Genomic DNA, 21,844 nt, shown 5'->3' on the forward strand with positions numbered 1-21,844 from the left:
TTACGTATTTGACAAAATCTGATGATATACTACGACTTAGATGAAAACATAGTAGAGTTTAAGAAATGTATTTAATATTATCTCAACCTTAGAAGATTACATAAAGAGTAAAAAAAATAGAGAAGAGTTCCCAGCAATTTATTTTGACTAAGTATTTTTCATAGAGAAAAAGAAGTGGGTCGATGGAAATGCAAGGGGAGGAAAGCAGGGGAAATGAGTTTGAAGAAAAAACTTATCGTATTGAACACGACAATTATGCTTGGATTAGGAAGCGCTTTTGCCATACCGTCTGTAAAAGCTGAATCTATCACGGATATTCAAACGCAACGTACAGGAATACAATCAGATATTTCAGAGGCAGAACAAGTTATTCAGCAATTGAAAAAAGAACAATCGAAAATGAATACCCAAATTGCCCAGATCGAATCGGCAATGAAAGAAAATGACCAAAAAATCAAAGATACTAAACAAGAAATTAAAGACACCGAAAAAGACATAGATTCTTTAAAAAAAGAAATTAAAGCGTTGGAAGAAAGAATCGCAAAACGCGAGGAAGTCTTGAAAGAGCGCGCACTTTCTTTCCAAGAGAGCGGCGGGGACGTTGAGTACCTAGAAGTTGTTTTAGGTTCTAAAAGCTTTGGTGAATTCGTTAATCGTGTTGGAGCGGTAGCCACTATCGTGGAAGCTGACCAACAGATTCTTAGCGAGCAGGAAGCGGATAAAGCTGACTTAGAGAAAAAACAAGCGACCGTTGAGAAAAAATTGCAAAGCCTTAAGGATATGGAAGTAGAGCTTAAAGGCATGCAATCGCAAATTAAAGATCAAAAAGCTGAAACTGTTAACATGAAGGCTAAGATTGAAAAGAAGGAATCGGAAACAGAAGCACTAAAACAATCTTTAGAGAATAAAGATGCCGGTTTAGAAGCACAAATTGCATCCATCCGTGAAAATATCAAAAAAGAGGAAGAACGTAAAGCAGCAGAGAAAGCAGATCTTGACCGTGCTGCTGAAGAAGTGAGTACTTCAAATTCTTCCAGTGAAGGATCATCAAGCTCTTCTAACGAAGAATCATCAAGTTCTTCTAAAGGCGAAGCTTCGGCAAAAAGCTCATCTAAAGGTGAATCATCTTCAAATTCATCTAAAAACAGTTCTGCTGCTAAACCTGCAGCCAGTAAAACTGAAACATCAAGCAAGCCAAGCAGTGCAAATACAGGCTCTGCCATTACAGCAGGTTATAAATATATCGGTAACTCCACATATAAATTTGGTGGCGGAAGAACGGCATCCGATATTGCTAACGGTCTTTTCGATTGTTCAGGATTCGTTGCATGGGCTTATAAACAAGCTGGTGTTAACCTTCCAGCAAGTACGGATGCATTGAAAAATGCAGGACGTCAAGTATCTAAGAGCCAAATACAACCTGGAGATTTAGTGTTCTTCAATACCTATAAAACTGATGGACATGTCGGTATTTATGTCGGTGGCGGCAAATTTATCGGTTCCCAAAGTTCAACAGGTGTTGCAATCGCCAATATGGAAAGCGGATATTGGGCAGGTGTATTCAACGGCCGTGTCGTTCGTGTAAACTAATAGTTCAATAATAAGCAGGGGAGAAAATGCCCCTGCTTATTTTTTTGAAAAAAAATCGAAAAAAATGAAACTTATTTTGAATTTCAACGTAAATACTATAAGATAAAACAAGGATAGGTGATGTGGACTTCAGTAACTCTGGGAAAACATATAAAGAAACATCATTCCATACTATAAACGGAGGCAAAAAACATGATGAAAAAATTTATGGCTGCATTACTTACAATTACACTAGCATTCTCGCCAGTCGGCACTTACGTATTCCAGGATCATGCGGAATCAGTCGATGCAAGGGGTTACAAGTCAGGCAAAAGAAGCTTTAACAGCAACAACAATAATAATTCGAATTTCCAAAATAAAGAAACGAAGAAGTCCGATGCTACTACTGCCAATAAAGCTAAGAGTGGAAACACATTCGCAAAAGGCGGCTTAATGAAAGGAATTATGCTAGGTGGACTGGCTGGTTTACTTTTTGGAAGCCTATTCGCCAATATGGGAATGCTTGGTTCTATACTTGGTCTATTAATCAACGTGTTGGCGGTTGTGGTATTAATCGTTGTAATCCGTAAGATATTCACATATTTCAAAGATAAGAAGAAGAAAGAGGATACAAACCCATGGAGAGGCTAAAGATATCCGAACAAGATATCATCAATGCGGTTTGTGTTTACATTGCCCGTAAAAAGCAGGTACAGCCCAATGAGGTGGAAGTCGAGTTAATGTATGATGATGATTATGGCTTTTCGGCGGAAGCGTTTGTCGATGGCCGGAAACAAGTGTTAATTACCATCAACTTGATAGAAGCGCTTCGCTTATGGCTGGATGAATATATGAATAAAGATCCATACTCGGGTATTGAACTTGTTTTGGATGATGAAGAAGGCATAGTGGCTTTAGTAAGTGAAAGTAATAGATAAGTAAAAAGGATGCCGTAACGGCATCCTTTTTTTATTTAATGAGGTACAACTTGATTTGGCGAAGGAAAAAGATAAAAGAGAAATAGAAAAATAGTAAAGCAACAAAGCAAAATGCTAGATTACCAACACATTTGTTAAACACAGATAGATTATAACGAATTATATTTTCCATTTGTTGCAAAAAATGGTCTGCGGAAGTAGGATGGATATATGTTCAAGTCAAAGGAGGAGAATAAGTGACAGGTTACATAGAAGATATCACTTTTTTAAATGAAAAGGCCATAAAGTTCGGCAATGAAAAAGTGGAAGCGATACTTGCGCCATCTTTAGGAAGCAATCTGCTTTCGCTTAAGTACAAGCATAAGGATATTGAGGTGCTGCGAACTCCGGTTAGTCTGGAAGAGTATAAAAAAGCTCCCATTTTATACGGAATGCCTATCCTGTTTCCTCCTAATCGGATTGAAGATGGTCAATTTACATATAAGGGGACTGAGTATAGGTTTCCGGTCAATGAAAGGGGAAAATTCAATCATATACATGGTTTTTTACATGACAAGCCTTGGCAAGTCTGCAAAAAGGAAGTGAACGGGAAAGAAATCGTCATTAATACTGAATTTTCAAGCAGTGAATTTGATCTAAAAGATAGCTTTCCACAAGATATCACTGTGAATATGTCTTTATCTTTAAGGGCTGAAACGTTGGATATAAAATTGGAAATCACCAACAAGGGCATTGAACCCTTTCCGTGGGGGGCAGGCTATCATACTGTATTCAATTTTCCATTTGGACCAGGGGGGAAATTGGAGGATTGCAGAATATCTCTTCCCGTCAATAAACATTGGGAGTTGAATGAAAGGTCATTGCCCACTGGTGCAATTCATGAAACGGCCGATACAATGGAAATCCAAAACGGCTTTAGCTTGGAGGGCCGGCTGTTTGATGACCTATTTGGCTATGATGAGGAAAGAGCCCTCGAAAACGAGTGCATTCTCACTGACCAAGAGGCTGGCATACATGTCATCTATCATGCCGATCAACATTTTATGTTTTGGGTATTATTCAACCAGGAGGGGTTCGTCTGTCCTGAACCATATACATGGGTAACGAATGCTCCTAATTTGGATTTGTCAGCAAAATTGACCGGATTGAGGGAATTAAGATCTGGTGAAACGGTTCAGCTGAGAACTAGATTGGCAATAAAGGATATATAAAAAAACACCTTGGCACTTATTTGTGCCAAGGTGTTTAAGGTTATGCTTTTTTTCTCATCCAGAGTGGGTATAGGGCGATTCCGAATACATATAAGGCAATGCCAAGTATGAATGTATTCATATCGGCTGTACCTGTCTTGATGACCCAGATCGAGTAGATTAACGCCAGGATGGTGATAATTCCATCACGTACCCTTGAGCCTTTCATGATGTCATAGGTTTCCCCAGTCATGACCAGTTTCAATTGATACAGAACGGATGCAAGATACGGAATCAAGTAAGCGAGTGTAGCGACGATCATCGAAAATTTATAAGCCTCCAAAATCGTACCCGAAATAGTGGAGAATAAGAATATCTGTGTCATGATATTTGTTATTGTCATAGAACGGACGGGTGTGCCATTTTTGTTTGCTTTCGCAAAATAGGCCGGAAACAAATCCGATTTCGCTGCCTGGTAAGGAACTTCTGAGGCAACGACAATCCATCCGATTGTCGATCCCAATAAGGAAATGACGGCAAGAGCAGCCATTATATAAGTGCCGCTTGAACCAACTACCGCTTGTAGTGCGTCAACAAGCGGTTTTTGTGATATTTTCAACTCGTCTTGTGATATGGCACCCATCGTCAATAAAGTAATGCCGATATAAATGGCAACAGCGATAAGTAAACCAAAAATCGTCGCTTTCTTTACATCATTTTGTGACTTGGCACGGTTTGAAAGCATGACGGCAGCTTCGATACCGATGAAGGCCCATAATGTTGAAATTGCAGCTGCATTCACTTGATCACCTAAAGAGACGGCTGAACCCGCCTTATCATAAAATTCAGCTCCGTTTCCTAGATTGGAAGTATCGAAGATGAATATCGTGATAATGATGAAAAATAAGAATCCAAGCACTTTGGTAACTGTAGCAAAAAGATTCATTTTCCCAGCACTGTTAAAACTTCTTACCAAGATTGCCTGAATCCCCCAAAGGGCAATGGAACATACTGCAAACGTTAATGCTTTACCTAGTTCAAGTTGAAACGAACCCGCTGTATAAATCACTTTCGTACTATGCATCACCGGGAAAAACGTTGATAGGTAACCAGCAAATGAGATGATGACAGAAGCTGTCGCAGCCCAATTCGCAGCCCAATAGCCCCAAGCCATGCTATACCCTGAAATCCTTCCTTTAGCAGGAGATTTAAATAATGATTGGGCATAACTTTGCGGTCCAGCCTTCAAATCCGGTTTCCGGACTGCCAGGTTACCAAACACTAAAGCTATTAGAAAAACTCCCAGTCCAGTAACAATCCATGCCAATGTCGCCCCTAATGGACTGGATACCTGTGCTAATTGAGCAGGGAGCATAAAAATTCCGCCGCCGACCATATTTCCAATTACGAATGTGGTCAAAATCAATAAACCCCATTTTTTATTTACCATTTATATCGAACCTTTCTTATATACAATATGTGTGTTTATACCGACAACTTATACTAAAATAGTATATCTCAAATAGTTTAGTTTGGTAAAGTGGTAAATAAGTAAAATGTAAAACGCAGACTAATCAGAAAATTTAAACGCAATATTGACAATGGGAGAAAAATGGATTATATTAGTAAATACCAAGTTAGTTGGTAAGAATAATATGGTTTGTTGCTTGAATCGTATTTTTCTATAAGATAAGCATCCCGAATATTGCCGATTAGTCAACTAAAGGCACCCTTACATCTAATCTAATTAGATGGCGGGTGCCTTTTATTTATAGTGAGGGGAGGGGAATATGGAGTTCCTATTAACTGGTTATTCTTATTCGGAAAGTAAAGTGATGAGGATATGATAGGTAAACCAAGTTCCTCAAGAAAACATTGAAAGTGGGAAGCACCTGCGCTTTTCATGAGATCACTTTTAACATTAGGCATGAAACGAAGCTTTATTACCAGTAGTGAAGGGGAGAGATATTATGGAAAAGAAAGAAGAATTGAAAATCATGCATATCATTTCAAGCTTGGAAGATCTGCAATATGGATCAGTTTTAATAACCGTACATGATGGTAAAATCACACAGGTGGATACAACCGAGAAGAAACGATTCCCATTAGCGAAGAGCCGGGCAGTTAATGCCAGATGAATAATAGTTATTGAGGGAGCTTTCGATATGAAGGCTCTTAAACTGTAGACAAAATCGATAATAATTAAGATTGCCTACGTTTTTTTTGAGGGAGTGTAAAATATGATCGTTGATTTCCTCTCCAGGCACTCGCTTTCCGCGGGCGGTCCCGGGAGCCTCCTCGGCGCTCTTGGCGCCTGTGGGGTCTCCCTTGGACGCGCTTTTCCCGCAGGAGTCTCGCACCCTCCGTTCCAATCAACTAGTTTAAAAATCCAGACGGACCCCCTTTTGTAAATAAACTCGGAGCTTTCGATATAAAGGCTCTTTTTTTTATACAATAATTTATTCAATTTGGAATTTATAAGAAGATTGTACTGCTTTTAACATGGTAGAATAAGTTAGGGTATAAGGATTTTTTTATAGGGATTATATGATATATAAGGGAGGAACAGGGGATAGATGACCTTACAGACTATAGAACATGATATCTTGGCATTAGTTGAAACATTTAATGGGAGAATCGCATATAAAATTGAAAATGGTCTTGGGGACACGATTGGATATCACGAGAATGAATCCTTTCAATCAGCGAGTTTAATCAAAATACCAATGATCATCGAAGGTTATCGTCAAAGTGAACAAAAGAAAATCTATTTGAACCAACCAGTGACCATCCCGCCTAATGAAGTGACTGGGGGTTCCGGGGTCCTGCATGTCTTATCGAACAAGGTATTTTTAACCGTAGAGGATTTATTGACATTGATGATAACCGTTTCCGACAATACATCCACGAATATGATGATGAACCTGCTGGGCTTTGAGGAAATCAATCAATGCATCAAGGAACTTGGTTTGAAAAATACTGTCCTTGAACGAAAAATGCAGGATTTTAAGGCACTAAAAGAAGGGCGCGACAATACCATATCGGCGGAAGATACGATTACCTGCTTAAAAGCCATACATACAGGCAACTTTTTAACGAAAGAAAGCCAGGAAAGAATCTTGCGTGTATTTGACAATCAGCAATTAAGGGATAAACTTCCATCACTGATGGGCAGAGGGGTCAAGGTCGCAAGCAAAACGGGCGGAATTCGGGGAGTTGCCCATGATTGTGCAATCATTCGGTCAGAAACACAAACTGTTTATGCTGCAGTTCTTACTGAAGATATGAAATCAGAGGAAGAAAGCCGTCAAGTAATCAGTAAAATTGGAAAACTGATATATGATGATATGGTTGCAGAATAAGCTGTTGAATTCAATATTTTTGGAAGAGCGGGAAGTCCTTCATGATTTCCCGCTCTTCGATCTTAGTTATGAGGGAGTTAGTGGGAAAGCATGTTATATAAGGAAAAGAAAAAGAAGCGGGGGAAAACTTTAAAGAAATTTTGTGTAATTAGCGTTATTGCAGTACTGGGGTATTTTGGTTTTTTGCACATGAAAATTCAAGAAACCATTCACCAGCAAATTCCGGAACATGCCGATTATCTCATTATTCTTGGAGCAAGGGTCAAAGGTTCGGTGCCATCATTATCCTTACAATACAGGATAGATAAAGCTGCAGAATATTTATCGGCTAATAAACAGACAGTGGCCATTGTATCTGGCGGCAAAGGACCGGGAGAAGAAATATCGGAAGCAAAAGCAATGCAACAGGGACTAATCGCCCAAGGAATTGAAGAGGCACGCATCATAATGGAAGACAAATCTACAACAACTCAGGAAAATATTGTTTTCTCAAAAGAACTCATTCCTGATACAACAGCTCCAGGATTGATCGTTAGTAATGACTTTCATATCTACCGGGCAGTCGAAATAGCAAAAAGAGAAGGCTTGGACATAAAAGGAATGCCGGCAAAGACACCAAAAGTGTCACTATTGAAATCATATACCCGTGAATATCTGGCAATTACCAAATACTATTTGACCGAGTTGATTGGAAGGTAAATTGGAATTCTTTTAAAGATGTGGGGTGCTTTCATTATTCGACTTCCACGACAACATTAGGAACTTCCCAAAAATCTTTCTCTTGATATAGCTCCTTTAGTGTTTTATAAACGGGATACCCGGTATGGGAAATCTCGACTCGTTCATCAGCATCCACTTCTTCCACATCTATATCATCAACAAAACCAAGTTGATCATCGATTTCCATTAAATAATACCCGAGTGCCTCATACCCGCTATAGGCTACAATAACCTTACTGTCAAAACCGCTATTAGAAACTTTGTAATATTTCATTGAGTGGCCTCCTTGTTGATCATTCTTAAAAATGAAAATCGTACGGTTTCTTATTACTCTGATATACCCATTAATTACTATCTGAATCATTAAATTGGATAAATAAAGAAAATAGCAAGTCAAAAAGAATGTGAAGCCAACTTAAAATATCACTCGAAAATTTGCTATCTGCATCAATTCATGTTAATCTAATAAAGAATTGTTTTTGGTTGTGGAAGAGGATACTCGTTATTTTCCAAATGATTAAAAATAGTAATACAATGTGTGTTATGCACTAGGAGGCAACAACAATGGAACAAGGTACAGTTAAATGGTTTAATGCAGAAAAAGGTTTTGGATTTATCGAACGCGAAAACGGAGACGATGTATTCGTACATTTCTCAGCTATCCAAAGCGAAGGCTTCAAATCTTTAGACGAAGGTCAAAAAGTAACTTTCGAAGTTGAGCAAGGTGCACGTGGAGCTCAAGCTGCTAACGTTCAAAAAGCTTAATTTTAAAATTAAATCGTAACCTATATGAACAGACTTCCTCGGGAGTCTGTTTTTTATTGTGCTAAAAAATGAAAGCAAAAAAAATCCCACTCTGACTGAGTAGGTTTTTAGTGACTTGTCATTAAGCTTTTTTTAATTCTTCCTCAAAGAAAAAAGTAGTCGGATGTTCTTTAACAGTATAAGAATATCTTTTCATGTTTTTTACATATGCCCATTTATTAATGGTTACTGATTCATTAGTATCCTGAATAGTTACTGTTTCACCAGTATTATACTTATTGCTTTTCAATTTAGCCACCCTCTTTAATAATAGTATAACATATTTGGCAGTGAAAGATGTGTTCAAGATATTCCAATGATATATTAGGTTTGTAAAATTATCAGGCTTTCATTATTTTGAATGATATAAAGAGGAAGTTATAGTGTGATGTTTTAGCGATTACAGAAGGAGAAGGGCGGATTACGTTTTTTGGCTTGAACAACAAGGAATGGATGTCACAGTTTGGGATTATGCGGATTCAGGTTTCGGAAGTATATTTCATTTTTTAATTACTGTAGAAAAGCGAAGGCTTTTTTGTATGCCCCGGAAGAGTTTTTAGCGACTTTTGAGGGATTGGCGAAGCGAATCAGTCATTTCTCTTTATGGGGGAGGTTTTCCGAAATCTTCATAGGTATGACATGTGATTCAGTTTGCTGGACAAAAGCTCAAGCCTATTGGTGATTAAGAAAAGGGTAAATATGTGTGAAATCGTCAGTAACGCTTTGTGATTTTTAAATGTGGAGGGTCAGAAAGCTATGACGACTATAAAGGTATACTACAGATAAGATAAGAGTACCAGAATGGCATGGAATCCTATACCCAACTTTAAGGTATAAAACAGAAATTTTCGAGTTATAGAATGTCAATTAAAAGTCCTGAATTCTCGGCATTTACTTGGCAAGGTTCACTTGCAACAAAATTTAAATACTTACGAAATGAAGGAATGTTTCATTATTACCAAGATATAGAGTCTCAGTTGATCAATATTTTTTCTGCAATAGGTAGTAAAATGCAATTTTTATAGTAAAATTAGAGTTTCGGTATTTAGCAAAATTAAAAAAGAACGAAACAACCTTAAAAAAGGAAATTAAAAAAATATATCAATTGCAAGTTTTTAACGCAATGATGTTCTTAGTGTATTCTTTATTTTTTATAGCCTTTTTTGTATATATAGTTATGCTTTTTATTGTGAAATGGTATGCACTTTCGGGAATCTAAGTAGGACTTTTATGATTCAAAAGAAGGGATACTTAAAACGTCGGGACGCATTTATAAAAAACGATCCAGCTTTAATAAAATCTTAGAACTAAGAGAGGACAGGTACTTTTGAAAAAATTCATATTAATCATATTTACAATTTCTTTGTTACTTGTAGGTTGTAATGAGAACTCTTCTTTGGAAAATCAATCCGAAAAAGAAAAGATTAAAACTGAAGACACATCAAATGGAAACAAGCAATCATTTGAGGATAAACAACAAGAAATTGTTAAATTTATAAACAAGGATATACAAGAAATAGTAGGTTATGAAACAGAAGCAAATCAAGTATTAGCAACTGTATCGGGTGAAAATTATCATAATGATGAAGAATTATATGAGGTACTTGCAAACAAGGTTATACCCACCTATCAAAAAGCAGTAAATAAAGCAAAATCACTAGTTGTAGAAGCTGAAGAATTAAAACCTTTAAAAGCTAAAATTGAAGAAGCTACAGGTATATATTATGATGCTTTAATGCTTGAAAAAGAGGGCTTGGAAAAAAAGGATACTGAACTAATAAATCAATCAAATGCAAAAGGGCAAGAATATAAAAAAGTGATAACTGAGTACCATGTAGAGATGAAGAATCTTGCCAAAGAATACAATATCGATTATGAACAAGAATCGGCTAAGTAACTTTAATTTGATTCAAGCTGTATAAAAAATGATTATTCACCAGAAACATTAAAACCTAGTCTTTTTTAAAAGGAATCTCTATTTGAATTCTTTAATGAAATAGATATTCTACAAACGACAAATGTTGGCTTACTAATTCTAGTTTTGGTATTTAAATACATAAGATTGAACCTATAATAAGTAAATGTGGTTCTTAAAGACCTTGTCATAGAGTAATGCGGACAAGGTCTTTTAATATTGAGTAACTTCTATTAGTCAAGGTGAAAATAACGAAAAAGAGGGAATACTCGGCCCGTACAATCTCCCTAACAAAATTCAGGATTAGGTTTTGAGGTTAAATGATGATGTTGAAAACTTAGGCGAAAAAGCTAGGTTACCTACAATCCGTTTTCATGATTTAAGGCATACACATGTCACCATGCTAATCAAACAAAACGTGAATGTAAAAGTCATTTCGGAGAGGGTTGGACATACATCCATTCAAATTACGCTAGACAAGTATAGCCACGTGCTTCCTAGTATGCAGAAACACGTGGCAGAAGAACTTGATAATTTGTTTAAAGTTAAAGAACTGTGACCAATTTTGTGACCACTCAAGGTTTTAGACCTTAGAAAAGCCTCTATATCAACGTTTTAATTAAAACGCCCAATCCCCATTACGGAAGACAGGTTCGCTTGAGCCGTCCTGTTTGATGCCATCGATGTTCATTTTATCCGATCCAATCATGAAATCAACATGTGTAAGGCTTTCATTCAATCCATTTTCTGCAAGCTCTTCTGGACTCATGTTTTTACCGCCTTCAATACAGAAAGCATAGGAGCTGCCGATAGCGAGATGGTTTGATGCATTTTCATCGAATAATGTATTGAAGAATAAAACATTCGATTGGGAAATCGGTGAGTTGAATGGAACAAGTGCCACTTCCCCAAGATAGTGAGAACCTTCATCCGTTTCAACCAATTGTTTTAGGATTTCTTCCCCTTCTTCAGCTTTTACTTCAATGATCCGTCCTTCCTTAAAGGTCACGGAAAAATTATTGATGATGTTGCCGCCGTAACTAAGTGGTTTCGTACTGGAAACCGTACCGTTAACGCCTGTTTTCAATGGAACTGTAAACACTTCTTCGGTTGGCATGTTAGCCATGAATTCATGACCCTGTACGTTAACGCTTCCTGCTCCGACCCAAAGATGTTTGTCGGGTAACTCGATTGTCAAGTCGGTTCCAGGAGCCGTGTAATGCAATTTTAGGAAATGCTTATCATTTAAATAATCAACCTTTTCATGCAGGGTATCATCGTGTTTTTTCCAGGCCTCCACAGGATCCTTCACATCAACACGAACTGCTTTGAAAATGGCTTCCCATAACAGATCAACGCGTTTACCTTCTGCTTCTTCAGGGAATACTTTATCAGCCCAAGCCTTTGAAGGGACGGCAACTATGGACCAGCTCACTTTATCGGATTGCATATACTGACGCCACTTCTTCAGAGCAGTCCCGGATGCTTTTTGGAAGTTGGCAATCCTTTCAGGTTTTACACCTTTTAATAAGTCAGGGCTGGAGGAGATGACGGATAGATAGGCAGCTCCGTTTTCTGCAAGTTCGATCGTTTCTTCTGCGCGCCATTTTGGATATTCGTGGAACACCTCGTCCGGAGCCAGTTCATATTTGGTACGTGAAACGATATCGTCATTCCAGTTAACGATGACATTGCGCGCACCGTTTTCATATGCCTTTTTTACAATGAGACGCACAAGGTCAGCGCCCTCTAATGTTGTGTTTACGACCAGTGTTTGGTCTTGTTGGATGTTTACGCCGACTTTTACGGCAAGTTCCGCATATTTTTCTAAATTCGATTGAAAATCACTCATCATTTTAAAACTCCTTTTCCATTTTCTACATTTTTAATTGTACTTATTGTGATATAAAAAAGAAACTTTTTACACCGATGTGAAATTAATAGTATACGAAGGAGTTCATTTGCAACTTAAGTTCGCTCAGACTCAAGCAGCTATTTTGTCTATCTTGCATTTTACCAAAACTAAAGAAGGAAAGACTATTGAAAAGGTTTGAATAGTTGAATAATTCAATGAATCTGTACAGTGAATCAATGGACTGAAAGAAAGAGGGCCTCTTTGAGACCCTCTTTCTTATTAGTCAAAAAATCACTTGCCTAAATTAATCCAGACGCTTTTCACTTCAGAATAGTTGTCCAATGCATAAGATCCCATTTCACGTCCAATTCCGGATTGTTTGTAGCCGCCGAACGGGGAAGCTGCGTCGAACGCGTTATAACAATTCACCCATACTGTACCGGCACGAAGTTTTCCTGCAACATAATGGGCATTGGCTATATCGCTTGTCCACAAGCCGGCAGCCAATCCATATTCACTGGCATTTGCACGGTTAATGACATCATCTAAATCCTCGAATGGCATTGCCGCTATGACCGGTCCGAAAATCTCTTCTTTGGCAATCGTCATATCCTCTTCAACACCAGCGAATATAGTAGGAGAAACAAAGTAGCCTTGTTCACCCGGTTTATTTCCGCCGACAAGAACTTCCGCACCCTCGTTTTTCCCTTTTTCAATATAACCCATTACCCGATTTTGCTGCTCCTCGGAAACAAGCGGTCCAATTTGTGTACTTGGATCCAGACCTATCCCTTGTTTGATGTTTTTTGCATGGCTGGCCATATCGGCAACAACATTATCATACTGTTTCTTTTGAATATAAACCCTTGAACCGGCACAGCATACCTGACCTTGGTTAAACATGACTCCATTCAAAGCTCCAGGGATGGCTTTTGAGAAATCAGCATCAGGCAGGATGATGTTTGGCGATTTCCCTCCAAGTTCCAATGTGACCCGTTTCAATGAATATGAAGCGGAGCGCATGATCAATTTTCCAACTTCGGTCGAACCGGTAAATGCAATTTTATTTACTTGCGGATGGTCGACAAGTGCTTGTCCGGCGGTTTCACCAAAACCGGGAACGATATTGACGACCCCATCAGGGAAACCGGCTTCAGCCAATAATTCAGCCAGGTAAAGAGCGGAAAGCGGTGTTTGCTCAGCAGGCTTTAATATGACCGTGCAACCTGTAGCGAGTGCCGCTCCCAGTTTCCACATCGCCATAAGAAGCGGAAAGTTCCATGGGATGATTTGGCCGACAACACCAACAGCCTCGTGTTTTGTGTAGTTAAAATAATTTCCGCTTACCGGAATGGTCTGCCCGACAATCTTGGTGGACCAGCCAGCAAAATATCTCATATGTTCTATCGCTAAAGGAATGTCGGCATTGGTCGTTTCATTGATTGGTTTCCCATTATCCAACGTTTCCAATTGAGCTAGTTCAGTTTTATTTTCTTCCATTAAATCGGCTAGTTTATACATAAGTCTACTGCGTGCAGCTGCGCTCATCCTTGACCAAGGACCTTCATCGAATGCTTTGCGTGCAGCTTTGACGGCTAAGTCGATATCTTCTTTATCAGCTTCATAAACATCGGCAAGTTTTTGTCCTGTAGCAGGATTAGGAGTGGAGAAGGTTTTTTTTGAAGCACTTTCTACAAACTGGCCATTAATATAGAGCTTTTTTGGTCCTGTTAAAAATTTTTGCAGCTTTCCACTTACTTCTAACGTTAGATTTGTCATTAATTACCCTCCTGAATAAAATGGTTATCTTGGGCAAAACATGATGACTTATTGTTAACGCTATGATCTATGCCAATTTTTATGATAAATGAAAAAAAGGGAATATTCAATCTATAACATTCGACAGAATATCCAAGGTTTCTTCATCATTTTAAAAATGAAGTATTTTTTTGTCATGACATGTGTATTTACTATAGCAAAAATGAAAGTTAATAGTTAAAATGAATAAGGATAAAATAACAAGAAGGTCTAAAGTTCTTCAGGAGGAATATATGGGAAATGATGCGAAAATGATATCGCAGCGTAAGTTACTTGGTGTTGCGGGTCTTGGATGGATGTTCGATGCACTTGATGTCGGTATGCTTTCTTTCATTATAGTAGCTTTAAGACAGGACTGGAACTTAACCAGTGAGCAGGTTGGCTGGATTGGGAGCATAAACTCCATAGGAATGGCTGTTGGAGCCGTATTCTTTGGTGCGATGGCCGACAGGGTCGGACGGAAGAATGTCTTTATCATTACATTATTATTGTTTTCAATCGCAAGTGGCCTGTCTGCAGCAGTCAGTACACTCAGCTTGTTCTTGATATTGCGATTTTTGATTGGAATGGGGCTTGGAGGAGAACTTCCGGTTGCATCGACATTGGTCTCTGAAAGTGTTGAAGCGAGTAAAAGGGGGAGGGTCGTCGTCCTTCTTGAAAGTTTTTGGGCGGTTGGCTGGATTTTGGCGGCACTCATATCCTATTTCATCATACCGGCTTATGGTTGGCGGGTTGCATTGTTATTGAGCGCCGTACCCGCTTTATATGCGCTGTACCTGCGCTTGAAACTGCCGGATTCACCGAAGTATACGGAACTTGAAAAAAAGCAGAGGCCATCTGTATTAAGCAATATGAAAAGTGTCTGGAAAAAGGAATACTCCCGTCAGACCCTTGTGTTGTGGGTTCTATGGTTTTGCGTGGTCTTTTCTTATTATGGGATGTTTTTATGGCTGCCAAGTGTGATGGTCCTAAAAGGGTTCAGCATGATTCAAAGCTTTGAATATGTATTGATCATGACGCTTGCACAGCTTCCGGGTTATTTTTCAGCTGCATGGCTGATAGAGAAGTTGGGACGTAAATTCGTTTTGATCACATACTTAATTGGAACGGCAGTCAGTGCCTTTTTCTTTGGATCGGCAGAGGGGCTGGCACTGCTGATAGTTTCCGGAATGTTCCTATCTTTCTTCAACCTAGGGGCATGGGGTGCGCTTTATGCGTATACTCCTGAGCAGTATCCAACAGCAGTTCGCGGTACAGGTGCTGGTTTAGCCGCAGGGATCGGCCGGATCGGCGGTGTCCTGGGACCGTTGCTTGTAGGGTATTTAGTTGCGGCAGGCACCCCGATTTCATCGATTTTCACCATTTTTACAATTGCTATTTTAGTGGGGGCAGTTGCCGTAGCTTTTGGGAAGGAAACAAAGAATACCGTTTTGACATAAACAAAAGGATGGGGACTGTAATCAGTCCCCATCCTTTTGTTATTTAAAGTTTTTTATGATTTTTAAAAGGGATTCGGAGGCAGTCTTTGGACTTTCTGCATTCATGATGGCCGATACGACTGCGGTACCGGACAGCCCGCTAGCAGAAAGGGCGGAAATGTTATCGGCCGTGATACCCCCGATGGCTACGGCGGGAATTGATACGCTGCGGCAAATTTCCTCCAGATCCCCAATTGCCATTAAGGTTGCATCTTGTTTGGTCTTTGTTGGGAAAACGGAACCGACTCCGATATAATCTGCTCCATTTCGTTCGGCTTCTAGAGCCTCTTCAAGAGTGGAGACAGATACACCGACAATCATATCTTCAGGAACCATTTTTTTGACGACAGGCAATGGAAGGTCATCTTGCCCAATATGAATTCCATCCGCTGCAACAGCAAGTGCTATATCCACCCGGTCATTGATGATAAGGGGAATGGACAGCTTGTTCAATAACTGTTTTAATGCAGAAGCTTTATTATAAAAGGAGAGGGAGGAATTGTTTTTCTCTCTAAGCTGTACGATCGAGACACCTCCTGAAACAGATTCTGCAATGATTTTGGTCAATTCTTCTATTCCTATGGACTCTTCCGTAACTAAATACAGGCTTAAATCAATTTGGGACTTCTTCATTCATTTTCACCTCATGCATCCAGATTTCCTTATCCATTCTTGATATTGCATCGATTAATCGCACACGAAACGTTCCTGTTCCTTCATCCTTTTGAAGGTTTTTGGCAGCTAGTTCCCCTGAAATGCTCATGGTTGAGATACCGGCAATCGCCGCAGAATAGAAATCATCGGTGACTCCGGAAAAAGTGCCGATAAGAGCAGTGGACATACAACCGGTACCTGTAACATTAGTTAATAGGAGGTTCCCGTTATCGATGATGGACGTACGTTTTCCATCGCTGACAGCATCCTTCGCTCCGCTGACCACGACGATGCAATTCAATTTATTTGCCGCTCGAGCAGCCAGCTCTGCATTGCTGACCGCAAGCTCCTCCGAATCCACCCCGCGAGTAACGGTATCCCCACCAATCAATGAAAGGATCTCACTTGCATTGCCGCGAATGATTTGGAAAGTAACCTTACTTAGAAGCTCTTTCACTTGCTCTGTTCGATAGGCGGTGGCACCAACTCCCACCGGGTCCAAAATGACCGGGATATCCAGGTCATTTGCCGTCTTACCGGCAATCTCCATTGCTTCCAAGGCTTTATCATCGATCGTACCGAAATTCAGAGACCAATGCATCCGCTAATTTGACCATATCCGCCACTTCTCTTGGGCTCGATGTCATCACTGGTGAACCACCGATGGCAAGGGTGGCATTTGCACAGTCGTTGACCGTAACAAAGTTGGTGATTTGGTGAACGAGTGGTTTTCTTTCTTTTACCTTCACGAATAAATCGGCTGCGGAAACCTTCATATTAAGTCACTCCGTTCTTTTTTTGAATATGAATGAAAATGATGGACAGGTCCATGACCTTTACCGATTGAAAAACTATTGCGTATCGCTTCAGAAATATAAGTCTTGGCCTGTTCAATCGACTCTTGCAATGGCAGTCCATTAGCCAGGTTTGATGTAATGGCGGATGATAGGGTACAGCCCGTACCATGAGTGTTTTTTGTATGTATGCGCTCTCCCTTGATCCAGTGGAAGTCAGTTCCATCATAAAAAAGATCATTTGGATTTCCCGCTGCATGGCCCCCTTTAAGTAAAACGGCTTTGGGGCCCATTTCTTGTATTGAAATGCATGCCCTGTAGAAATCTTGTTTCGTCCGAATCGACAAGCCAGTAAGCACTTCCGCTTCCGGTACATTTGGTGTTACAAGTGTTGCAAGCGGAAGCAAATCCATTTTTAAGGCGGAGACAGCCTTTTCGTCGAGCAAGTGGTGGCCGCTTTTGGAAATCATGACAGGGTCAAGGATAACGATGGCAGGCATGAAGGTTTTAAGGGACGCAGCGACTGTTTCCACGATTTCTTTTGATCCAAGCATGCCTATTTTTACTGCATCGACAGGAATATCTTCAAAGATAGCTGCAATTTGGTCCGATATGATAGCTGTTTCAATTGGCTGTACTGAACGGACTTCCATTGTGTTTTGTGCGGTAACGGCTGTTATGGCAGACATTCCAAAGACCCCATGTGCAGAAAATGTTTTTAAATCCGCTTGTATTCCAGCACCGCCCCCTGAATCAGAACCGGCGATGGTTAATGCTGTTTTCATAAAAAAACCCCTTCATATAATTATTTTTTAGAAGTATTTTAAGTAATATGAAAGCTAAAATCGCTCCTGCGAATGAACTGAGCATAAAAGCCGGTAAAAAACCAAAAAGAGCAGCTTTTTCTCCCAATAGGAGAATGGCAAGTGGATAACAGGCCAGGGAACCGAGAATGCCGGTCCCGATCACTTCACCTAAACAAGCGAATTTTAAGCTTTGTGTTTTTCGATAAAGGATGGCAGCCAAAAGTGCACCGATCATGCTGCCGGGAAAGGCGAATATTGAACCGGTACCAGACATGTTTCTAATGATGGAAACTAAGGAAGCTTGTGTCACAGCATAAGCAGGCCCCAATAGAACGGCCGTGAGGACATTTGCCAGATGCTGAATAGGAAAGACCTTTGCAAATCCTGCAGGGATGAAAATAAATGAACTGGTCAGCGTCGTTATAGCCGTGATCATGGCAGTCAACGTCAGTTTCTTGATGGGATTCATCATCATGTCTGCGACCTACAGCGGCCAATCCTGCTCATTTTGAACCATATCCCAGAATAAATATTCATATCGGGAAGTAACCAAAAAGTGCTTTTCTAATCTAAGAAGTTCCTTTTCTGGCATGCCTTCCGTCAATTCTTCCAACAATGCGATCAGCCACTTGTGTGCTTCCCCGAATTCAGGTGATGAATAGGACCTTATCCAATCTGCGTAGCGATTGTTTTCCAATGCTGCTCCATTTTGTTCTTTTAGTAGCAAACCGATTTCATAATAATCCCAAGCGCAGGGCAGGAGACAGGCGATCAAGTCTGCCAAAGTCCCATGCTGAGCTGCATTTAGCATGTAACCTGTATAGGCTAGAGTGGTGGGAGTAGGTTCTGTTTCTTCCAATTCCTTGGCACTGATCCCGAATTCGGAAGCATATTGCCGATGGGTATCCATTTCCACTTGAAGGGTTTCATTTAAAATGCTCGCAAACTTTGCCATGGTTTCGATGTTATGAGCTTTGATGACACCTAAAGCAAAGAGCTTGGAATAATCCATGAGATAGATATAGTCCTGCTTCAGGTAATAGGCAAATTTCTTTTCAGGAAGCGTGCCGTTTCCAATTGCCTGGACAAAGGGATGTGAATGGTTCCTTTTCCAAATCTCTTTTGCCCGTGCATGAAGTCTATAACTGAATGTTTCTGTTTTAATATTCTCCATTGTTCATCCTCCTTTAGAATGGTTCCCGTTGATAATGAAAAACCCCGTTCCTGAATACGGAACGGGGTAGATGGATATAGTCTGTAAATGGACGATATCATCCACTTCCCTCCGCCGGTATGAGCCGGTTCAGGTTCAAAGGGTCCGGAACTATTTCCATCTCAGTCTTAAAAAAGACTCCCCTAGTGGTGTGAATTGTATGTAATTACTGACATCATATCAGAAAGACAAGAAAATGCAACCCGTATTTGAAGAGAGAGCACATTATGTCCAGGAAAAAAGGGAGAACCAGGTAATTGACTTTTGATGATTATTAGGATAGAATCATTTCTACATCATTTATATATCGAATTCTTATCCAGAGAGGTGGAGGGACTTGGCCCAAAGAAACCTCGGCAGCGGACCCGTTTTGGGAACTGTGCTAAATCCAACAAGCATATGCTTGGAAGATAAGAAGAGCCGTACGGACACTGTCAGCCTCTTCTTGAATTAGAAGGGGCTTTTATTTTTGGAAATAACGTTTAGTGACATAATAGAAAAGGTATATATAATTTGGTGAAAATCAAACAAGTTGATAAAGTTAGCTAACTAGAAGCAGGCTCTAGGATGACTAGGAAAGGAGCCATTTACATGGCAGAATTATTTAAGAGGATTGAACAGAGGAAGGCAAAGCTCATTGAAGAGCTATTGGCCAATGGAGTATACAAAACCTCTGATGAAAGGCACCTTTATGATGCCCCATTAAAAGTGCTCGAAGATGAATATAGGATAGTTATAAATAGACCTAATAACGAGTCACCTTCTGAATGGATGACATAGTAAGCGATGGACTATATTTTGGGTTCCTGGATAAGGTATATGATGTAAGCATTCACAGTCTACACTAGTGGATGCTTTTTTGGGTTTAATAGAAAATGACATAAAATATACATAATTAAAGAATAAAGTAGGTGTTTTGTCACATTTGACCTATAAAATAACACATTTTATTTCTGGAAAATAGTTGATTTTAACTAGTAGTTTCATTATGATGAAAGTGTAAAAAAATTGAATAAATGGGAGGTGGCATATAATGCCTTGCCGTAAGGTAACTATAGAAAGAATTGAAGAAAAGAGACAGGAAATGTTCAAATTAGCAGCAAGTTACGGCTTAACAAGTCTGCTAACTGTTCAAGCCAGTCAAGAATTGGATACACTATTAAATGCGTTAGCAAGTAAAAGAGAGTCTGAATATTTTTCCCTCCAAAAAGCATATCGTTATTTTTAAATTAGCCAATTCGACCTGTATTAATTTGAAAAAGCTACTGCTCAAGGCAATAGCTCTAAAGAATTATATTAAATATCGACACGTTTACCGAGAATGATCAAATCCCGCTCAATGCCATCCAGCTCGGCAACTTGAGGTAAATGTGCCCATTCTTCAAACCCGAATTTGGAAAAAAGCTTAAGGCTCGGTATATTGTGGGCGAAAATGAAACCCAATATAGTCTTAATACCTAATTTTGGACTCAATTCAATTGCCTTTTGAATCGAAATTTGTCCGATTCCTTTTCCCCGGAAATAATCATCAATATAAATGCTGATTTCGGCAGTGAAATTATATGCCGGTCGGCCATAGAAGGATTGAAAGCTCATCCATCCAGCAGTTTTCCCTTCTATAGTAATGATATATAGCGGTCTACTTTCTGAATGATGTTCCTCAAACCATTTAACCCTCGATTGAACGGATACAGGCTCCGTATCCGCCGTGACCATTCTTGAAGCAATTGTCGAATTATATATTTCAACAATTCTGGGTAGATCAGATAGTTCTGCCTCTCTAAACTCTATGTGCTCTTCCATGATTTAAACTCCTAACTATCATTTATTCAATCTCCAGAATGAAGGGTAATCCCGTTTTTTGTTTAAGGGACGGTAAATGACACTCAATCCATTGAAAGTTTTTTATTATCATACACTCTTTACTCTTTATCTGACAATTCCTTTTTTATGTTACGTCTGCAGGTTTTTGGGGTATGTAAAGGATTAAATACTTCTAGTAAAAAGACAGAGGAGAACCAAATGAAAAAATTGTTAGTTTTTTTGATTATAGTACTGGTTATATGTTTTGCTGCATATGAATTTCAGGCCTCGGAGTCGGAAGATGTGCAAAGGGTGATGGCTTTTGGAGATTCGTTAACCTATGGAAAAGGGGATAAGGACGGGGAAGGATATATAGAAGGCCTGGAGGATGAATTGAATAACCCGGAATCGGAACAAAAGGTGAGTTTTTGGAATTACGGTATAAAAGGCCAGGAAACGGATGGGGTGATGAAACAGCTTGATGATTACCGCATTAAAACGAAACTTGATGAAGCCGATACTTTCATCGTTTATATCGGAACGAATGACTTGATCAATAGTAACGGCGGGGACTTGGAGAAAATCAGTGATCGTAAAATCAATGAGGGTAAACGGGAGTATATCAACCATCTGAAAAAGATTACGGCAACACTGATAAAGGCAAACGATAAAGCGGATATTCTGGTAGTGGGACTATATAACCCTATTAAAGGAAATCAAAAACTTGAAAAGCACATTCGCGATTATAACCAGTCAATAAAGGGAATAGCGGATAAAGACAAAAGGATGTTATTCATTCCTACGAATGATCTTTTTGAAGGTAAAAAGAAAACAGAGTATTTCAGTGATAAGTTACATCCGAACGAAAAAGGGTATCAGCTCATTGCGAATCGGGTTTTGAAAAGTTATGATTTCAAATGAAAGC

Annotated in this window: 25 protein-coding genes, 1 pseudogene and 2 riboswitches; of the genes and pseudogenes, 14 read left to right on the forward strand and 12 right to left on the reverse strand. The window is 39.4% G+C overall.

Annotated features, from left to right (window positions below):
* Positions 1 to 213: 213 nt before the first annotated feature.
* From ABC374_RS05375 to ABC374_RS05390, 4 genes are all read left to right on the forward strand, one after another.
* Positions 214 to 1,590, forward strand: coding sequence for a C40 family peptidase (locus ABC374_RS05375; RefSeq protein ID WP_413016384.1), 1,377 nt, complete (start codon positions 214 to 216; stop codon positions 1,588 to 1,590).
* Positions 1,591 to 1,785: 195 nt separating this feature from the next.
* Positions 1,786 to 2,220: a hypothetical protein gene (locus tag ABC374_RS05380; RefSeq protein WP_350302816.1), complete on the forward strand. Its 435-nt coding sequence runs from the start codon at positions 1,786 to 1,788 to the stop codon at positions 2,218 to 2,220.
* A complete protein-coding gene (locus ABC374_RS05385) occupies positions 2,208 to 2,507 on the forward strand; it encodes a YxcD family protein (RefSeq protein WP_076366987.1) in 300 nt (99 codons plus the stop codon). Before ABC374_RS05380 ends, ABC374_RS05385 begins: the two co-directional genes overlap by 13 nt.
* Positions 2,508 to 2,743: 236 nt before the next feature.
* On the forward strand, positions 2,744 to 3,718 hold the full coding sequence (locus ABC374_RS05390; protein WP_413016387.1) for an aldose 1-epimerase: 975 nt from the start codon (positions 2,744 to 2,746) through the stop codon (positions 3,716 to 3,718).
* Positions 3,719 to 3,758: 40 nt separating this feature from the next.
* On the opposite strand, the gene ABC374_RS05395 is transcribed toward ABC374_RS05390, so the two are convergent.
* A complete protein-coding gene (locus ABC374_RS05395; protein WP_413016389.1) occupies positions 3,759 to 5,147 on the reverse strand; it encodes an amino acid permease in 1,389 nt (462 codons plus the stop codon).
* A gap of 520 nt (positions 5,148 to 5,667) precedes the next feature.
* On the opposite strand from ABC374_RS05395, the gene ABC374_RS05400 reads away from it, so the two are divergent.
* The 3 genes from ABC374_RS05400 to ABC374_RS05410 all read left to right on the forward strand — a co-directional run bounded on the left by ABC374_RS05400 (position 5,668) and on the right by ABC374_RS05410 (position 7,758).
* Positions 5,668 to 5,835, forward strand: a complete 168-nt coding sequence (locus ABC374_RS05400; RefSeq protein ID WP_350301817.1) for a YezD family protein — start codon at positions 5,668 to 5,670, stop codon at positions 5,833 to 5,835.
* A 438-nt stretch (positions 5,836 to 6,273) separates the two neighbouring features.
* Positions 6,274 to 7,059 carry a serine hydrolase gene (locus ABC374_RS05405; RefSeq protein ID WP_350301818.1) on the forward strand — a complete coding sequence of 262 codons (786 nt, stop codon included), beginning with the start codon at positions 6,274 to 6,276 and terminating at the stop codon, positions 7,057 to 7,059.
* A 90-nt stretch (positions 7,060 to 7,149) separates the two neighbouring features.
* Positions 7,150 to 7,758, forward strand: coding sequence for a YdcF family protein (locus tag ABC374_RS05410; RefSeq protein ID WP_413016392.1), 609 nt, complete (start codon positions 7,150 to 7,152; stop codon positions 7,756 to 7,758).
* Between the two features lie 34 nt (positions 7,759 to 7,792).
* On the opposite strand, the gene ABC374_RS05415 is transcribed toward ABC374_RS05410, so the two are convergent.
* A complete protein-coding gene (locus ABC374_RS05415) occupies positions 7,793 to 8,053 on the reverse strand; it encodes a hypothetical protein (protein ID WP_350301820.1) in 261 nt (86 codons plus the stop codon).
* Between the two features lie 290 nt (positions 8,054 to 8,343).
* On the opposite strand from ABC374_RS05415, the gene cspC reads away from it, so the two are divergent.
* The gene (cspC, locus tag ABC374_RS05420) at positions 8,344 to 8,544 is read left to right on the forward strand and encodes a cold shock protein CspC (RefSeq protein ID WP_034314312.1); all 201 of its coding nucleotides are present in this window, start codon (positions 8,344 to 8,346) and stop codon (positions 8,542 to 8,544) included.
* Between the two features lie 121 nt (positions 8,545 to 8,665).
* Here cspC and ABC374_RS05425 read toward each other — a convergent pair whose 3' ends face one another.
* Positions 8,666 to 8,833 carry a hypothetical protein gene (locus tag ABC374_RS05425; RefSeq protein WP_164855016.1) on the reverse strand — a complete coding sequence of 56 codons (168 nt, stop codon included), beginning with the start codon at positions 8,831 to 8,833 and terminating at the stop codon, positions 8,666 to 8,668.
* 1,146 nt (positions 8,834 to 9,979) lie between these two features.
* Between ABC374_RS05425 and ABC374_RS05430 the strand changes: the two genes are divergently transcribed.
* Together ABC374_RS05430 and ABC374_RS05435 are read left to right on the forward strand one after the other, a co-directional pair.
* Positions 9,980 to 10,480, forward strand: a complete 501-nt coding sequence (locus ABC374_RS05430; protein WP_413016394.1) for a hypothetical protein — start codon at positions 9,980 to 9,982, stop codon at positions 10,478 to 10,480.
* Between the two features lie 334 nt (positions 10,481 to 10,814).
* Positions 10,815 to 11,057 (forward strand): annotated as a pseudogene (locus ABC374_RS05435) (tyrosine-type recombinase/integrase); the annotation flags it as partial.
* A gap of 60 nt (positions 11,058 to 11,117) precedes the next feature.
* Here ABC374_RS05435 and ABC374_RS05440 read toward each other — a convergent pair.
* Both ABC374_RS05440 and ABC374_RS05445 read right to left on the reverse strand, forming a co-directional pair.
* Positions 11,118 to 12,350, reverse strand: a complete 1,233-nt coding sequence (locus ABC374_RS05440) for an aminopeptidase (RefSeq protein ID WP_413020276.1) — start codon at positions 12,348 to 12,350, stop codon at positions 11,118 to 11,120.
* A gap of 294 nt (positions 12,351 to 12,644) precedes the next feature.
* Positions 12,645 to 14,132 (reverse strand): aldehyde dehydrogenase family protein, encoded by a 1,488-nt coding sequence (locus tag ABC374_RS05445; protein WP_137023217.1) that lies wholly within the window; start codon positions 14,130 to 14,132, stop codon positions 12,645 to 12,647.
* Between the two features lie 272 nt (positions 14,133 to 14,404).
* Here ABC374_RS05445 and ABC374_RS05450 point away from each other — a divergent pair, with 272 nt between their 5' ends.
* A complete protein-coding gene (locus ABC374_RS05450) occupies positions 14,405 to 15,610 on the forward strand; it encodes an MFS transporter (RefSeq protein WP_241590517.1) in 1,206 nt (401 codons plus the stop codon).
* A 39-nt stretch (positions 15,611 to 15,649) separates the two neighbouring features.
* Here ABC374_RS05450 and thiE read toward each other — a convergent pair whose 3' ends face one another.
* Genes thiE through tenA form a run of 6 tightly spaced genes read right to left on the reverse strand, consistent with a single transcriptional unit; the run spans position 15,650 to position 19,077 of the window.
* Positions 15,650 to 16,282, reverse strand: coding sequence for a thiamine phosphate synthase (thiE, locus tag ABC374_RS05455; protein ID WP_413016397.1), 633 nt, complete (start codon positions 16,280 to 16,282; stop codon positions 15,650 to 15,652).
* On the reverse strand, positions 16,263 to 16,904 hold the full coding sequence (gene thiM, locus ABC374_RS05460; protein ID WP_413016399.1) for a hydroxyethylthiazole kinase: 642 nt from the start codon (positions 16,902 to 16,904) through the stop codon (positions 16,263 to 16,265). Before thiM ends, thiE begins: the two co-directional genes overlap by 20 nt.
* Positions 16,870 to 17,079, reverse strand: a complete 210-nt coding sequence (locus tag ABC374_RS05465) for a hydroxyethylthiazole kinase (RefSeq protein WP_413016401.1) — start codon at positions 17,077 to 17,079, stop codon at positions 16,870 to 16,872. The genes thiM and ABC374_RS05465 overlap by 35 nt, the downstream gene beginning before the upstream one ends.
* A complete protein-coding gene (gene thiD, locus ABC374_RS05470; protein ID WP_413016403.1) occupies positions 17,076 to 17,882 on the reverse strand; it encodes a bifunctional hydroxymethylpyrimidine kinase/phosphomethylpyrimidine kinase in 807 nt (268 codons plus the stop codon). The genes ABC374_RS05465 and thiD overlap by 4 nt, the downstream gene beginning before the upstream one ends.
* On the reverse strand, positions 17,851 to 18,372 hold the full coding sequence (gene thiW / locus ABC374_RS05475) for an energy coupling factor transporter S component ThiW (protein ID WP_413020277.1): 522 nt from the start codon (positions 18,370 to 18,372) through the stop codon (positions 17,851 to 17,853). Before thiW ends, thiD begins: the two co-directional genes overlap by 32 nt.
* Before the next feature lie 15 nt (positions 18,373 to 18,387).
* Positions 18,388 to 19,077: a thiaminase II gene (gene tenA / locus ABC374_RS05480; RefSeq protein ID WP_413016405.1), complete on the reverse strand. Its 690-nt coding sequence runs from the start codon at positions 19,075 to 19,077 to the stop codon at positions 18,388 to 18,390.
* 89 nt (positions 19,078 to 19,166) lie between these two features.
* A riboswitch (TPP riboswitch) is annotated at positions 19,167 to 19,271 on the reverse strand.
* Between the two features lie 157 nt (positions 19,272 to 19,428).
* Positions 19,429 to 19,533, forward strand: a riboswitch (SAM riboswitch).
* Between the two features lie 174 nt (positions 19,534 to 19,707).
* Here tenA and ABC374_RS05485 point away from each other — a divergent pair.
* Positions 19,708 to 19,896, forward strand: coding sequence for a Fur-regulated basic protein FbpA (locus tag ABC374_RS05485; RefSeq protein ID WP_350301835.1), 189 nt, complete (start codon positions 19,708 to 19,710; stop codon positions 19,894 to 19,896).
* A 253-nt stretch (positions 19,897 to 20,149) separates the two neighbouring features.
* Entirely contained in the window at positions 20,150 to 20,344 is a 195-nt protein-coding gene (locus ABC374_RS05490; protein WP_413016407.1) for an aspartyl-phosphate phosphatase Spo0E family protein, read from the forward strand.
* A 68-nt stretch (positions 20,345 to 20,412) separates the two neighbouring features.
* Here ABC374_RS05490 and ABC374_RS05495 read toward each other — a convergent pair whose 3' ends face one another.
* Positions 20,413 to 20,919, reverse strand: coding sequence for a GNAT family N-acetyltransferase (locus ABC374_RS05495; RefSeq protein ID WP_350301837.1), 507 nt, complete (start codon positions 20,917 to 20,919; stop codon positions 20,413 to 20,415).
* A gap of 219 nt (positions 20,920 to 21,138) precedes the next feature.
* Between ABC374_RS05495 and ABC374_RS05500 the strand changes: the two genes are divergently transcribed.
* Positions 21,139 to 21,840 (forward strand): GDSL-type esterase/lipase family protein, encoded by a 702-nt coding sequence (locus tag ABC374_RS05500; protein WP_413016410.1) that lies wholly within the window; start codon positions 21,139 to 21,141, stop codon positions 21,838 to 21,840.
* The last annotated feature ends 4 nt before the right edge of the window (positions 21,841 to 21,844 follow it).

Origin of the sequence: Peribacillus phoenicis (assembly GCF_047238085.1) — a bacterium.
Lineage (GTDB): Bacteria > Bacillota > Bacilli > Bacillales > DSM-1321 > Peribacillus.